General features: G+C 39.2%; 12 protein-coding genes and 1 tRNA gene. 12 read left to right on the top strand and 1 reads right to left on the bottom strand.

The features are described 5' to 3' along the window. Nucleotides 1–209 precede the first annotated feature (209 nt). From trxB to FSZ17_RS20915, 6 genes are all read left to right on the top strand, one after another. Nucleotides 210–1,148, top strand: a complete 939-nt coding sequence (trxB, locus tag FSZ17_RS20940; protein ID WP_057776361.1) for a thioredoxin-disulfide reductase — start codon at nucleotides 210–212, stop codon at nucleotides 1,146–1,148. Between the two features lie 517 nt (nucleotides 1,149–1,665). Beyond that, on the top strand, nucleotides 1,666–2,124 hold the full coding sequence (locus FSZ17_RS20935) for an 8-oxo-dGTP diphosphatase (RefSeq protein ID WP_057776362.1): 459 nt from the start codon (nucleotides 1,666–1,668) through the stop codon (nucleotides 2,122–2,124). Nucleotides 2,125–2,151: 27 nt separating this feature from the next. Continuing rightward, the gene (gene rapZ, locus FSZ17_RS20930) at nucleotides 2,152–3,045 is read left to right on the top strand and encodes an RNase adapter RapZ (protein ID WP_057776363.1); all 894 of its coding nucleotides are present in this window, start codon (nucleotides 2,152–2,154) and stop codon (nucleotides 3,043–3,045) included. Then, nucleotides 3,042–4,025 (top strand): gluconeogenesis factor YvcK family protein, encoded by a 984-nt coding sequence (locus FSZ17_RS20925; RefSeq protein ID WP_057776364.1) that lies wholly within the window; start codon nucleotides 3,042–3,044, stop codon nucleotides 4,023–4,025. The genes rapZ and FSZ17_RS20925 overlap by 4 nt, the downstream gene beginning before the upstream one ends. Nucleotides 4,026–4,275: 250 nt before the next feature. Then, on the top strand, nucleotides 4,276–5,217 hold the full coding sequence (whiA, locus tag FSZ17_RS20920) for a DNA-binding protein WhiA (protein ID WP_057776365.1): 942 nt from the start codon (nucleotides 4,276–4,278) through the stop codon (nucleotides 5,215–5,217). Between the two features lie 37 nt (nucleotides 5,218–5,254). Further along, complete coding sequence (locus FSZ17_RS20915) at nucleotides 5,255–5,512, top strand: HPr family phosphocarrier protein (protein ID WP_057776366.1); 258 nt, start codon at nucleotides 5,255–5,257, stop codon at nucleotides 5,510–5,512. 48 nt (nucleotides 5,513–5,560) lie between these two features. On the opposite strand, the gene clpP is transcribed toward FSZ17_RS20915, so the two are convergent. Then, nucleotides 5,561–6,163, bottom strand: coding sequence for an ATP-dependent Clp endopeptidase proteolytic subunit ClpP (gene clpP / locus FSZ17_RS20910; RefSeq protein ID WP_057776367.1), 603 nt, complete (start codon nucleotides 6,161–6,163; stop codon nucleotides 5,561–5,563). Nucleotides 6,164–6,464: 301 nt separating this feature from the next. On the opposite strand from clpP, the gene FSZ17_RS20905 reads away from it, so the two are divergent. From FSZ17_RS20905 to FSZ17_RS20875, 6 genes are all read left to right on the top strand, one after another. Further along, a tRNA-Arg gene (locus tag FSZ17_RS20905) sits at nucleotides 6,465–6,536 on the top strand. Nucleotides 6,537–7,040: 504 nt separating this feature from the next. Continuing rightward, nucleotides 7,041–8,372 (top strand): RNA polymerase factor sigma-54, encoded by a 1,332-nt coding sequence (gene rpoN / locus FSZ17_RS20900; RefSeq protein ID WP_057776368.1) that lies wholly within the window; start codon nucleotides 7,041–7,043, stop codon nucleotides 8,370–8,372. Nucleotides 8,373–8,386: 14 nt separating this feature from the next. Continuing rightward, on the top strand, nucleotides 8,387–8,641 hold the full coding sequence (locus tag FSZ17_RS20895) for a glutaredoxin family protein (RefSeq protein WP_057776369.1): 255 nt from the start codon (nucleotides 8,387–8,389) through the stop codon (nucleotides 8,639–8,641). Nucleotides 8,642–8,769: 128 nt separating this feature from the next. Beyond that, entirely contained in the window at nucleotides 8,770–9,792 is a 1,023-nt protein-coding gene (locus tag FSZ17_RS20890) for a sugar-binding transcriptional regulator (RefSeq protein WP_057776370.1), read from the top strand. 249 nt (nucleotides 9,793–10,041) lie between these two features. Then, nucleotides 10,042–11,049, top strand: coding sequence for a type I glyceraldehyde-3-phosphate dehydrogenase (gene gap, locus FSZ17_RS20880; protein WP_057776371.1), 1,008 nt, complete (start codon nucleotides 10,042–10,044; stop codon nucleotides 11,047–11,049). 563 nt (nucleotides 11,050–11,612) lie between these two features. Beyond that, the gene (locus tag FSZ17_RS20875) at nucleotides 11,613–12,797 is read left to right on the top strand and encodes a phosphoglycerate kinase (RefSeq protein WP_057776372.1); all 1,185 of its coding nucleotides are present in this window, start codon (nucleotides 11,613–11,615) and stop codon (nucleotides 12,795–12,797) included. Nucleotides 12,798–12,803: the final 6 nt, after the last annotated feature.

The raw sequence follows: 12,803 nt of genomic DNA, 5'->3' as shown, positions 1-12,803 counted from the left end.
AACGTCTGTGTGACCCACTTCCTGTGGGCCGCAACTAACAATCAGTGGGAGATGGCCACCCCACTGATTGAAGTTTCACTATATTTCATAAGCATATATTTGGACGAAATCCTTTTATTTTTATAGGATGATTGTAGTTGGTCATATTATTAATAATTATTAAATTGGCTTACTACATGTGGCCGTTTACTATAGGAGGATGAAACAACGTGTCTGAAGAAAAAATTTATGATGTCATTATTGCTGGTGCAGGTCCTGCTGGGATGACTGCTGCAGTATATACCTCTAGAGCAGATCTGTCTACCTTAATGATTGAACGCGGTGTCCCTGGCGGTCAAATGGCAAACACAGAAGAAGTTGAAAACTATCCAGGATTTGATCATATTTTAGGTCCTGATTTATCAACAAAGATGTTTGATCATGCGAAAAAGTTTGGTGCTGAATACGCATATGGTGACATAAAGGAAATTATTGATGGGGAAGAGTATAAGACAGTTGTGGCAGGTTCAAAGCAATATAAAGCCCGAGCTGTCATTATTACTACTGGTGCAGAGTACAAGAAGCTAGGTGTCCCTGGTGAGAAGGATTTAGGTGGACGCGGCGTTTCCTATTGTGCAGTGTGTGACGGTGCTTTCTTTAAAGGAAGAGAGCTTGTCGTAATCGGCGGAGGGGATTCAGCTGTTGAAGAAGGAGTTTACTTAACTCGCTTTGCGACGAAGGTGACGATTGTACACCGTCGTGATGAGCTTCGTGCCCAAGCCATCCTGCAAAAACGTGCATTTGATAATGAAAAAATCGATTTCATTTGGAATCATACTGTCAAGCAAATTAATGAAGAAAATGGTAAGGTTGGCAGTGTTACTCTTGTTTCCACTGAAACAGGTGAAGAGCAAGAGTTTAAAACGGATGGTGTATTCGTATATGTCGGCATGGTTCCATTGTCAAAGCCATTCGCAAATCTTGGTATTACAAATGAAAATGGATATATTGAAACAAATGAAAAAATGGAAACCAAGGTTCCAGGTATTTTTGCAGCTGGAGATATTCGTGAGAAAATGCTTCGTCAAATTGTGACAGCAACAGGTGACGGAAGTATCGCAGCTCAAAGTGCTCAACATTATATCGAAGAATTAAAAGAGAAGTTTTAATATTATTCAGCCAAAGTTAAAATTGCTTCTGAATAAAGAATCAATCAGCTTTAATGATAGGTTTTTTAGGAAAATTTACAAAAAGTCATTATGTTTTAATTTTCCTGTAACAGTGGTGAAATAAATTTCGGGTAATATAAAAATAGAAATTGACCCCCTTTTAAAGATATAATCCTTTGTTAAGCACAGATCCTTCTGTGCTCTTTTTTTTGCACGTTAATAAAGTATAAATTGACAGCACAGAAGATGATTCGACGCAGTTGGCAATTTTAGGAATTAAGTACGACGGACAGGATGTCCTAGTCGGGCGAATGCCACAGGACGTGGCATGTATGAGCGCGATAAGTGCAACTACCCCTCTGTCTTCGCCTTTCCAAGGCTAAGCCAATCGGCGAGTTTTCTTTATGTTTTTTTATTCCATATCTTAAACATACCCATTTCATTGTTACTGATTGACAAAAATAGTATAATGAACTCAATAAAAAGCCAGAACGGTAAATAATGGGGTGAATTAAAGATGCAGCGAGTCACCAACTGTGTGTTAATAAAGAGTGATCAAGTTTTGCTTTTACAAAAGCCTCGACGCGGCTGGTGGGTAGCCCCAGGTGGAAAGATGGAGCCGGGAGAATCGGTTAGGGACTCCTGCATACGAGAGTTCAGAGAGGAAACGGGCATTTATTTGCGCAATCCGAATATTAAGGGGATTTTTACCTTTATTATGAAAGAAGGCGATCGGGTTGTGTCGGAATGGATGATGTTTACCTTTTTGGCAACGGAAGCTGATGGATTGAATTTAGATGAATCAGAGGAAGGGAAAATCCTTTGGCATCCCTTTGAGGAAATCAAAAATCTGCCAATGGCAGCTGGAGATTATCATATTTTAGAATATATGATACATGGAAAAGGGATCATTTACGGGACTTTCACCTACACACCGAATTTTGAGTTAATTAGTTACCGATTAGATCCAAGCTAATTCTAGATACTGTCAGGGGGAGAAATCATGAGCACGGGTGCTGTTAATGAAACTCAAATCGTTATTATTACAGGGATGTCTGGTGCAGGTAAAACGGTTGCGATCCAAAGCTTTGAGGATCTTGGGTTTTTCTGTGTAGATAATCTGCCGCCAACATTATTGCCTAAATTCCTAGAACTCATGAAGGATTCTGGGAATAAAATGAATAAGGTAGCGTTAGTCATGGATTTACGGGGCCGTGAATTTTTTGATCACTTGTTTAAAGCGCTTGATGATCTTTCGGAAACTTCATGGGTGACCCCGCAAATTCTTTTTTTAGATGCAGAAGATTCGACTTTAGTGCGTAGATATAAAGAAACAAGAAGATTTCACCCGTTAGCGCCCTCTGGTCTTCCTCTGGAAGGAATTAAGCTTGAACGAGACCTATTAGAGGAGCTAAAAGGAAGGGCACAGATTATTTATAATACAACACAATTAAAGCCTAGAGAACTGCGTGAAAAGATTCTTACGGAATTTTCCATTAATAAAACAACCATGTTTACTGTTAATGTCATGTCCTTCGGGTTTAAACATGGAATCCCGATTGATGCTGATCTAGTCTTTGATGTGAGATTTCTGCCTAACCCTCACTATATTGAACATATGCGTCCGAAAACGGGGCTTGATGAAGAAGTATACAACTATGTTCACAAATGGACGGAAACGAGCAAATTCCTTGAGAAGGTAACTGAACTGTTAAGCTTCATGCTTCCACACTACAAAAGAGAAGGCAAAGCCCAGCTTGTGATTGCGATAGGGTGTACAGGTGGCCAGCATCGTTCAGTTGCCTTAACAGAATATCTTGGTAATTATTTCAAGGAAGATTACCATACACGAATTACACATCGTGATATCCAAGGGAGAAGGGAAATAAGAAAATGAAGACGAACAGACAGCCTAGAGTCGTCATCATCGGTGGAGGTACAGGATTACCTGTTTTATTACGGGGATTAAAGCAATATCCTATTGATATTACTGCAATTGTGACAGTAGCCGATGACGGAGGCAGTTCCGGAAGATTAAGAAACGATTTGCATGTTCCTCCTCCTGGTGATATTCGCAATGTACTGGCAGCCCTTTCTGATGTAGAGCCTTTGATTGAGGAGATGTTTCAGCATCGTTTTTCAACATCGACTGAATTGTCGGGTCACTCGCTCGGTAATTTAATTCTAGCCGCAATGACCTCTATTACAGGGAATTTTGTTCATGCCATCCAGGAAATGAGTAAGGTTTTAAATGTAAGAGGGAAGGTATTGCCAGCAGCTAATCAAAGTGTTATTTTGCATGCAGAGATGGAAGATGGCACAATCGTATCGGGAGAATCGAAAATTCCATATTCTGGAAAAAAGATTAAAAAAGTATTTTTAACACCAAAGCAAATAAAACCTCTCCCTGAAACCATTACCGCGATTAGGAAAGCAGATCTCATTATTATTGGACCAGGCAGTCTTTATACGAGTATTTTGCCAAATCTTCTCGTACCAAAACTCGGTTCAGAGGTTTGCCGTGCAAAGGCAAAAAAAGTATATATTTGTAATTTAATGACGCAAGCTGGGGAAACGTATAATTATACAGCAAGCGATCATATAAAAGCGATCTATGATCATATGAGCTGTGCCTTTATTAACACGATTCTCGTCAATAATGAAGATATTCCTAAACTAGTGCAAGAACGGTATAGTGAAGAAATGGCAATGCCGGTTATTTTTGATATTGATCGACTTCATGAATTAGGTCTGGAAGTCATTCCGGGTAAAATTGTTGATTATGATGGCGGAAAGATTCGTCACGATACAAAAGAAGTCGCAGAAATGTTATACTCTTTCCTAATGAATGAAATAAATATGCAGAATAAATATTAAAGTAAGGTATAGAACATTGAGTGGCTCGTCTTATGCTTGCCGCCGATAAGCCATTCCGTCCAGAAGGTTAAAAAGCAACCTTCTAGCCGGCGCCTTACGCTTTTCAATTGTCTAGCTTCAGCGCCTACCCCCTCGAGGTCACAAGCCAATCCTTCCAGAAAGGTAAAGAACACCTTTCCGAAAGGCTCGTCTTGTGCTTGTCGGGGGTGATCAAGGCGCCTACGCTTTTCTACTAGGAGGTGAAGGAATTATGTCTTTCGCTTCAGAAACGAAAAAGGAATTAACGAATCTGGAAGTTAAGGATTGCTGCGGAAAAGCGGAGTTGTCTGCGCTTATTCGAATGAACGGATCGCTATCTTTCTCCAACAGAAAGCTAATTGTCGATATACAGACTGAAAATGCAGCTATCGCAAGAAGAATCTATATTCTTATAAAGAAGAACTATCAAGCACAGGTAGAGCTCCTTGTCAGAAAGAAGATGAGACTAAAGAAGAATAATGTTTATATTGTCAGATTGTCGGAGAAGGCAAGTGAGATTCTAGATGATTTGAAGATATTAAGCGATGGCTTTGTTTTTACACATAATATTTCTGAAGCCTTGATTAAAAAGAAATGTTGTAAGCGTTCTTATTTACGTGGTGCTTTTCTAGCTGGAGGATCGGTTAATAATCCAGAAACATCATCCTATCATCTTGAAATTTTTTCACTATATAAGGAGCATAACGACTCTTTAAGTGAATTAATGAATACTTTTGGCCTGAATAGTAAAACACTTGAAAGGAAAAAAGGGTTTATTACATACTTAAAAGAAGCTGAAAAGATTACAGAATTTTTAGGTGTGGTAGGAGCGCATAATGCACTTTTAAAATTTGAAGATATTCGAATTGTTCGTGATATGCGAAATTCGGTAAATCGACTCGTAAATTGTGAAACAGCGAACTTAAACAAAACAATTGGTGCTGCCCTTCGTCAAGTAGAAAATATTCGATTTATTGATGAAACAGTCGGCCTTCATATATTGCCAGATAAACTGAAGGAAATTGCTGAACTGCGAGTTGCCTATCAGGATGTTACATTAAAGGAACTTGGTGAAATGGTTTCTGGAGGTACAATAAGTAAGTCAGGGATTAATCACCGCTTAAGAAAAATAGATGAGATTGCAGATAAACTGAGAGCAGGAGAATCGTTATGAAAAATAATCAGATTCTATTAGGGGAGGAAAGCGAGCAATGGTAGAGAAAAAGGTTGAAGTGAAACTGAAAACAGGATTACAGGCAAGACCCGCGGCATTATTTGTTCAAGAAGCAAACAGATTTTCATCAGATGTTTTTCTTGAGAAGGATGGAAAGAAAGTCAATGCGAAAAGCATCATGGGTTTAATGAGCCTTGCTGTTAGCTCAGGTTCAGTCGTGACTTTGATTGTAGATGGCAAAGATGAAGTCGATGCAATTGAAGAATTAGCTGAATTTATTCAGCAGGAAAATTAGTAAAAAACAACTCGCATGATTAGGCATGCGAGTTTGTTTTTTATTAGCTTATTTCTTTTTTTCTTCTGCTGTATTGCGTGAAATAATTTTGTCTACTAAACCGTATTCTAATGCCTTTTCAGCAGTCATGAAGTTGTCACGGTCTGTATCTCTTGCGATGACTTCTAATGGCTGGCCTGTGCGCTCTGATAGAATAGTGTTTAGTTTGTCGCGAAGGAATAGGATACGCTTAGCAGCAATTTCAATTTCAGTTGCCTGACCTTGTGCACCGCCTAATGGCTGGTGGATCATAACTTCACTGTTTGGTAAAACGAAACGCTTGCCTTTTTCACCAGCTGCAAGCAGGAAAGCTCCCATAGAAGCAGCCATTCCTGTACAAATCGTTGATACATCTGCTTTAATATACTGCATTGTGTCATAAATCGCCATTCCAGCAGTAATACTTCCGCCTGGGCTGTTAATGTATAAGGTAATATCTTTCTCAGGGTTTTCTGCTTCCAAGAATAATAATTGTGCAACAATGGAGTTTGCTACATTATCATCAATGGCACTTCCAAGCATGATAATACGATCTTTTAAAAGACGAGAGTAAATATCGTATGCACGTTCTCCACGGTTTGTTTGTTCAATAACTGTAGGGATTAGGTTCATCTTCTAAAATCCTCCTTTAAAAATGAGATAAACATACAAAGATGTAAGTAAACGATTTTTTGCTGTATGTAGTATTATGATACACTGATGGTCAATAAAGGTCAAACAAATCGCTTGGATAGATTAGCTAATTTGTTCGACACACTTTTCTTATTCCTCCGTTCCCATCATTCCCGTTGCTTCAGTTTTTAAACAAAAGTTTTCTTGCAAAGTTCAAAAAATTAACCTATAATTAATAATCGTAACACTATAGAAAGCATGATTTTTTTAAAGAGAATGCTCAAAAAACATTTCTTCATATGCCCTCGTGGTGCAACGGATAGCACGTGAGATTCCGGTTCTTAAGATGTGGGTTCGATTCCTGCCGAGGGCGCTACTTATACTTGATACTATTGCGTTTTTAAAACGTGATAGTATTTTTTTATTCATTTCAGATAGCCTGACGGTTCATGAGACCACTAAAGCAAATAAAACGCCGAGAAGCGGTCTCATGGAGGGTTCATAAGACCACCGAAGCCAAAAAATCGCCAAGAAGAGGTCTCATGGAGGGTTCATAAGACAACTAAAGCCAAAAAATCGCTAAGAAGAGGTCTCATGGAGGGTTCATAAGACCACCAAAGCCAAAAAATCGCATAGAAGCGGTCTCGTAGGGGTTTCATGAGACCACCAAAGCAAAGATATCTCCAAAAAGTGGTCTCATAAGACCGCCTTTCTTTTTACAAAAGAAGAAATGCTCAATCAAATTAAAAAAATAATAAAATTAAAGAATATATTGTCCATTAATAACCAAAGGCACTCTCACTTTCCTTAATGCCAATATCTTTCCATTCAACATTGCTCCGCCTTATTGTAAAATGGAGTGAAGGGGGGATGTATGATGAATTTACAGGCTGGGTTATGGCAGCAGCAGACATTAAAGTTAACGATGACTCAGGAGCTGACTCAGGCAATAGCCTTGCTGCAATATAATGCGCAGGAGCTTTCTGCATTCCTTGAAAATAAAGCTTTAGAAAATCCCTTATTGCAAATTGAATCCAATCATGTTCAGGCAATGGACCCCCGCTTTGATCGTACAAAACCAGCGAAAAAAAAGATTGAAAAAGATAAACAAAATTGGATCGAACAAATCGGCAGGAATGAACTATATCTAGAAGAGCACTTAAAGGCTCAGCTTGATTTTAATCTTCTTAATGCTGAAGGAGAAAAGGTATTCAACTATCTTGTTGATTGTTTGGATGAAAACGGTTACTTGCGAGTAGAGCTGGAGGAAATCGCTCTTCGCTTTCATATTTCGGAAGAGGAAGTCTTTCAAACTCTTAAGCTATTACAGGGATTGGAGCCAGCTGGAATTGGTGCCCGTAATTTGCATGAATGCATTCTTCTGCAGCTAAAGAGGCTAGAGAAGAGAAATCCCTTAGCGGAAGAAATAATAGAGAATCATTTCAGTGCTTTCGCGGAGAAGAAGTGGAAAGACATTACCAAAATTCTTGGGATTAAAATGACGGATATTCAAGAGGTTTTTGACTATGTTCAAACATTAAATCCAAGACCTGCCTCCTCTTTTCAGCACGAAAAATCGGCCTATATCATTCCAGATGTTGTCATTGATTGGGATGGGAATTCTTTTTTTGTCAGTGTTTTTGATGAAGCTTTACCGAAGATAAGCTTTAATAATGAATACTACAAACAATTTTCCTCCAATAAAGATAAACAGGTTAAACGCTTTTTACAGGACAACCAACAAGATTATTATTGGATTATGAGAAGCATAGAGCAGAGAAAAGAAACATTATCCAAGGTTTCTTTGAAAATTGTTGAAAAGCAGCAGGAATTTTTCATCAAGGGACCTTCCTATATAAGTCCGATGACTATGAAGGAAATTGCTGATGAGCTGGAAATTCATGAATCAACGGTGAGCAGGGCTGTTCGGGAAAAATATGCTCAAACCCCTTTTGGCACTTTTGAATTGAGATCCTTCTTTTCAAGCACGATTAAAACCACTTCTGACGAGAATACTTCATCAAAGCAAGTCAAGACGATCATAAGCAAAATGATTGAAGGAGAAAATAAGCAAAGACCTTTATCAGATCAAGAGATTGTACAATTGTTAAAAGAAAAGGAAGGGATGGTTGTTTCAAGGAGAACGATTGCGAAGTATCGTGATCAGCTTGGCATCCCATCATCTTCAAAAAGAAAAAGATACGATTGAAAAGGAGAATAACGGTGAATCAAAGTACCCTTGTGCTCTATACGCGGAACCGCTGTCCTTTATGTGATAAAGCCAAAAACATACTATTGGAATTACAAGAAGAGTGGGATTTTCTTTATACTGAAGCAGATATTGATCAAAGTGATGAACTGACTGAAAAATATGGACTTATGATTCCCGTTGTCGAAATTGATGGTGTAGAAGTCCAATATGGCCAGATAGATAAGCAATCTATTATAGAAGTGTTTTCAGAAAAAAGAAAAAGTTAAAAGTTGAACTTCCAGATCACTCCTGTTAAAATGAAATTGAGGCAAGGGTGATTTTTTTTATCCTAAGTGGGACATTATATGACTATGAGGGACAAAAAATGTCCACATCTATTTAAAGGAGCAAGAAAATGCACTCACTCATCGATATTCAAAAAAGATTATTGCCTGAATTGCTAGTTGTTATGCAAAAGCGCTATCAAATTCTTCAATATATCGGCTTAATGGAGCCGGTAGGGAGAAGGAGTCTTGCAGTAAGTCTAAACCTGACGGAAAGGGTCTTAAGAGGAGAAGTCGAGTTTCTGAAAAGCCAGAATCTAATCGTGATTTCAAGCCAAGGAATGAGCCTTACTTCTGATGGAAAGGAGCTGCTGGATAAACTTGAGCATATGATGCGGGAATTAACAGGATTGAATGAATTAGAAACTAAACTGCAAAGAAAGCTAGGGATTCAGAAAATTATTGTTGTCTCAGGTGACAGCGAGGAGTCTCCATGGGTAAAAAGTGAATTAGGAAGAGCTGCCGCTGAATTCATGAGATCAACTTTAAATAGAGGAAATATTATTGCTGTAACTGGTGGATCGACAATGGCGGCTGTGGCAAATATGCTGTCCCTTGAATTTGCGGATTATGAATTGCAGTTTGTTCCTGCTAGAGGCGGAATTGGCGAGGATGTGAAAAATCAAGCAAACACCATTTGTGCAACCATGGCAGATCGTACAGGTTCAAAGCATAGAGTTCTTTATGTGCCTGATCAAGTTAGCGATGAAATGTACAGATCTATTATAAAAGAGCCTGAAATTAACGAGGTTCTTCGTTTAATTAAATCTGCAAGCATGGTTTTACATGGAATTGGGGACGCTATGACAATGGCAAAACGTCGTAAAACAAGCGATCAAGAGATTGCTTTGATCCAAAATGGCAGAGCAGAAGGAGAAGCGTTTGGGTATTATTTTAATGAAGCTGGAGAGGTCGTCTATAAAGTACAAACCATCGGATTACAGCTTCAGGACTTATCTAATATCCCGAATATTATTTCCGTTGCTGGAGGAAAATCAAAAGCAAAGGCTATTGCTGCTTATATGAATCAAGCGCCAAAATCGACCGTTCTTGTAACAGATGAGGGAGCAGCAACTGAATTGCTTAAGGACTAATATCTATAAGGAATTTTATTAATAATAAATTCAAATTATTGGCTGTATTAAAGCTTAATGTTGATAATGCTATTTTGTTGTTGATTGGAGCGGAAGGCACGAGACTCCTGCGGGAGAAGCGAGTCAAAGGGAGACCCCGCAGGAGCGATAGCGACGAGGAGGCTTCCGGACCGCCCGCGGAAAGCGAGTGCCTGCAGCGGAAATCAACAGAGAAATATAACATAACCAAATAATTAGGAGGAAAAAATAATGACTGTTAAAGTTGGTATAAATGGATTTGGAAGAATTGGACGTGTAGTTTTCCGTGCAGCATTAAACAACCCGAATATCGAAATTGTTGCCGTGAATGATTTAACAGATGCAAACATGCTTGCACATCTTTTAAAATATGATTCTGTTCACGGGACATTAAAGGAAGAAATAGTAGTAGATGGTGAATACTTAGTAGTTGGCGGCCATAAAGTAAAAGTACTTGCTGAACGTGATCCTGCTCAGCTGGGCTGGGGAGATCTAGGGGTGGACGTAGTTGTTGAATCAACAGGCCGCTTTACAAAACGTGAGGATGCAGCGAAGCATTTAGAAGCTGGCGCGAAAAAAGTAATCATCTCTGCACCAGCATCAAATGAAGATATTACGATCGTAATGGGTGTAAACCATGAAAAATATGACGCAGCCAATCATCATGTCATCTCAAACGCATCATGTACAACAAACTGTTTAGCGCCATTTGCTAAAGTTTTGAATGATAAGTTCGGAATTAAGCGTGGAATGATGACAACCATCCATTCCTATACAAATGATCAACAAATTCTTGATTTACCGCATAAGGATTACCGCCGTGCTCGTGCAGCTGCTGAGAATATTATTCCAACAACAACTGGAGCGGCAAAGGCAGTTTCCCTTGTGCTGCCTGAGCTAAAGGGAAAATTAAATGGAGGAGCGGTTCGAGTTCCAACTCCAAATGTTTCTTTAGTAGATTTAGTTGTTGAACTTGAAAAAAATGTAACAGTTGATGACATAAATGGAGCATTGAAAGAAGCGGCAGAGGGCGAATTAAAAGGCATTCTAAGCTATAGTGAATTGCCGCTCGTCTCTGGAGATTATAATGGAAGCACAAGCTCATCAACTATTGACGCTCTTTCCACAATGGTCATGGAAGGCAATTTGGCAAAAGTAATCTCCTGGTATGACAATGAAACAGGCTATTCTTACCGAGTTGTTGACCTTGTCGAGTATATTGCTCAAAAAGGAATTTAAGGGGAAATTGGATTTATCGATAGAAATGGAAACTTCCATTAAATTAATTGGCTAGTAAGTACTTAAACCTATTGGAAATTAGAACAATAAACGACTATAATGATAAAGGGTAAAAGGGGAGCGGGAATTCATCCCCTCTTCTTTTTGCACGTTAAGATAGTATAAATTGTCAGCGCAGAAGATGATTCGACGCAGTTGCCAATTTTAGGTATTAAGTACGACGGACAGGATGTCCTAGTCGGGCGAATGCCACAGGACGTGGCATATATGAGCGCGATAAGTGCAACTACGCCTCTGTCTTCGCCTTTCCAAGGCTCGCCAATCGACGAGTTTTCTTTAGCTAAAATAGCCAGCTAAGTGAATGTGAAGTTTCAATAAAGTCTCTATTAAAGAGACCCGCATAAGAAAAACTGAGCATTCACCGGAAGGGCTTGGAGAACGCCAAGTTTTTCTTATAAAAGACAGTTTTTGAAAGCAATGAAGCTGGTTGTTTTAACGTATTTACTTATAAGAGCTGTCAGATTAGTGCCAGTTACTAGCCAAAAATCAGGAGGGCCATTTCTATGAACAAAAAGAGTGTGAAAGATGTAGAGTTAAAAGGGAAACGAGTTTTTTGCCGTGTAGACTTTAATGTGCCGATGGAGGATGGAAAAGTAACGGATGAAACTCGAATTCGTGCAGCAATTCCTACTATTACATATTTAATGGACCAAGGAGCTAAAGTTATTTTAGCGAGTCATTTAGGTCGTCCGAAGGGTAAGGTTGTTGAGGAATTACGTCTTACACCAGTTGCAGGGCGTTTATCCGAGCTTCTTGGCAAGGATGTAAAAAAAGCGGATGAAGCGTATGGCGATACAGTTAAAGCCATGATCGAGGAAATGGAGCAAGGAGAAGTGCTTCTTCTAGAAAATGTTCGCTTCTATCCTGGTGAGGAAAAAAATGATCCAGAATTAGCAAAAGCTTTTGCTGAATTAGCGGATATCTATGTGAATGATGCTTTCGGTGCAGCACACCGTGCACATGCTTCAACAGAAGGGATTGCGCACCATATCCCTGCTGTATCAGGACTATTAATGGAAAAGGAATTGGACGTACTAGGGAAAGCCCTTTCAAATCCAGAGCGCCCATTCACAGCGATCATTGGCGGAGCGAAAGTAAAGGATAAAATCGGCGTTATTGAAAATCTTCTTGAAAAAGTAGATAACTTAATTATTGGCGGCGGTTTAGCTTATACATTTGTGAAAGCGAAAGGCTATGAAATTGGGAACTCTCTTTTAGAAGAGGATAAAATTGAATTAGCGAAATCCTTTATGGAAAAAGCTGAAGAAAAGGGCGTTAAATTTTACATGCCTGTCGATGCGGTTGTTGCTGAGGAATTTTCACAGCAAGCGAATTCTAAAACAGTTTCCATCGATGAGATTCCAGCTGGATGGATGGCTCTTGATATCGGTCCGAAAACGGCTGAGATTTATAGCGATGTTATTCAAAACTCTAAGCTTGTCATTTGGAATGGACCTATGGGTGTGTTTGAATGGCAAAAGTTTGCTGGTGGAACGAGAGCAGTGGCGGAAAGCTTAGCAGAAGCAAATGATACATATTCTGTCATTGGCGGGGGAGACTCTGCAGCGGCTGTTGAAAAATTCCATTTAGCAGATCGTATGAGTCATATTTCTACTGGCGGCGGTGCGTCATTAGAGTTTATGGAAGGAAAGGCCTTACCTGGTGTTGTTGCTTTAAATGATAAATAAGAAGCT

This window comes from Cytobacillus dafuensis (assembly GCF_007995155.1).
Classification (GTDB): Bacteria; Bacillota; Bacilli; order Bacillales; family Cytobacillaceae; genus Cytobacillus; species Cytobacillus dafuensis.
The sequence above is the reverse complement of the archived record's forward strand: the minus strand, read 5'-3'. Positions and strand labels throughout refer to the sequence as shown.

Bases quoted from the DNA above. Each gene is read 5' to 3' on its own strand.
- FSZ17_RS20935 (WP_057776362.1), top strand. From the start codon at position 1,666: ATGCAGCGAGTCACCAACTGTGTGTTAATAAAGAGTGATCAAGTTTTG.
- rapZ (WP_057776363.1), top strand. From the start codon at position 2,152: ATGAGCACGGGTGCTGTTAATGAAACTCAAATCGTTATTATTACAGGG.
- FSZ17_RS20925 (WP_057776364.1), top strand. From the start codon at position 3,042: ATGAAGACGAACAGACAGCCTAGAGTCGTCATCATCGGTGGAGGTACA.
- whiA (WP_057776365.1), top strand. From the start codon at position 4,276: ATGTCTTTCGCTTCAGAAACGAAAAAGGAATTAACGAATCTGGAAGTT.
- FSZ17_RS20915 (WP_057776366.1), top strand. From the start codon at position 5,255: ATGGTAGAGAAAAAGGTTGAAGTGAAACTGAAAACAGGATTACAGGCA.
- clpP (WP_057776367.1), bottom strand. From the start codon at position 6,163: ATGAACCTAATCCCTACAGTTATTGAACAAACAAACCGTGGAGAACGT.
- rpoN (WP_057776368.1), top strand. From the start codon at position 7,041: ATGAATTTACAGGCTGGGTTATGGCAGCAGCAGACATTAAAGTTAACG.
- FSZ17_RS20890 (WP_057776370.1), top strand. From the start codon at position 8,770: ATGCACTCACTCATCGATATTCAAAAAAGATTATTGCCTGAATTGCTA.
- gap (WP_057776371.1), top strand. From the start codon at position 10,042: ATGACTGTTAAAGTTGGTATAAATGGATTTGGAAGAATTGGACGTGTA.
- FSZ17_RS20875 (WP_057776372.1), top strand. From the start codon at position 11,613: ATGAACAAAAAGAGTGTGAAAGATGTAGAGTTAAAAGGGAAACGAGTT.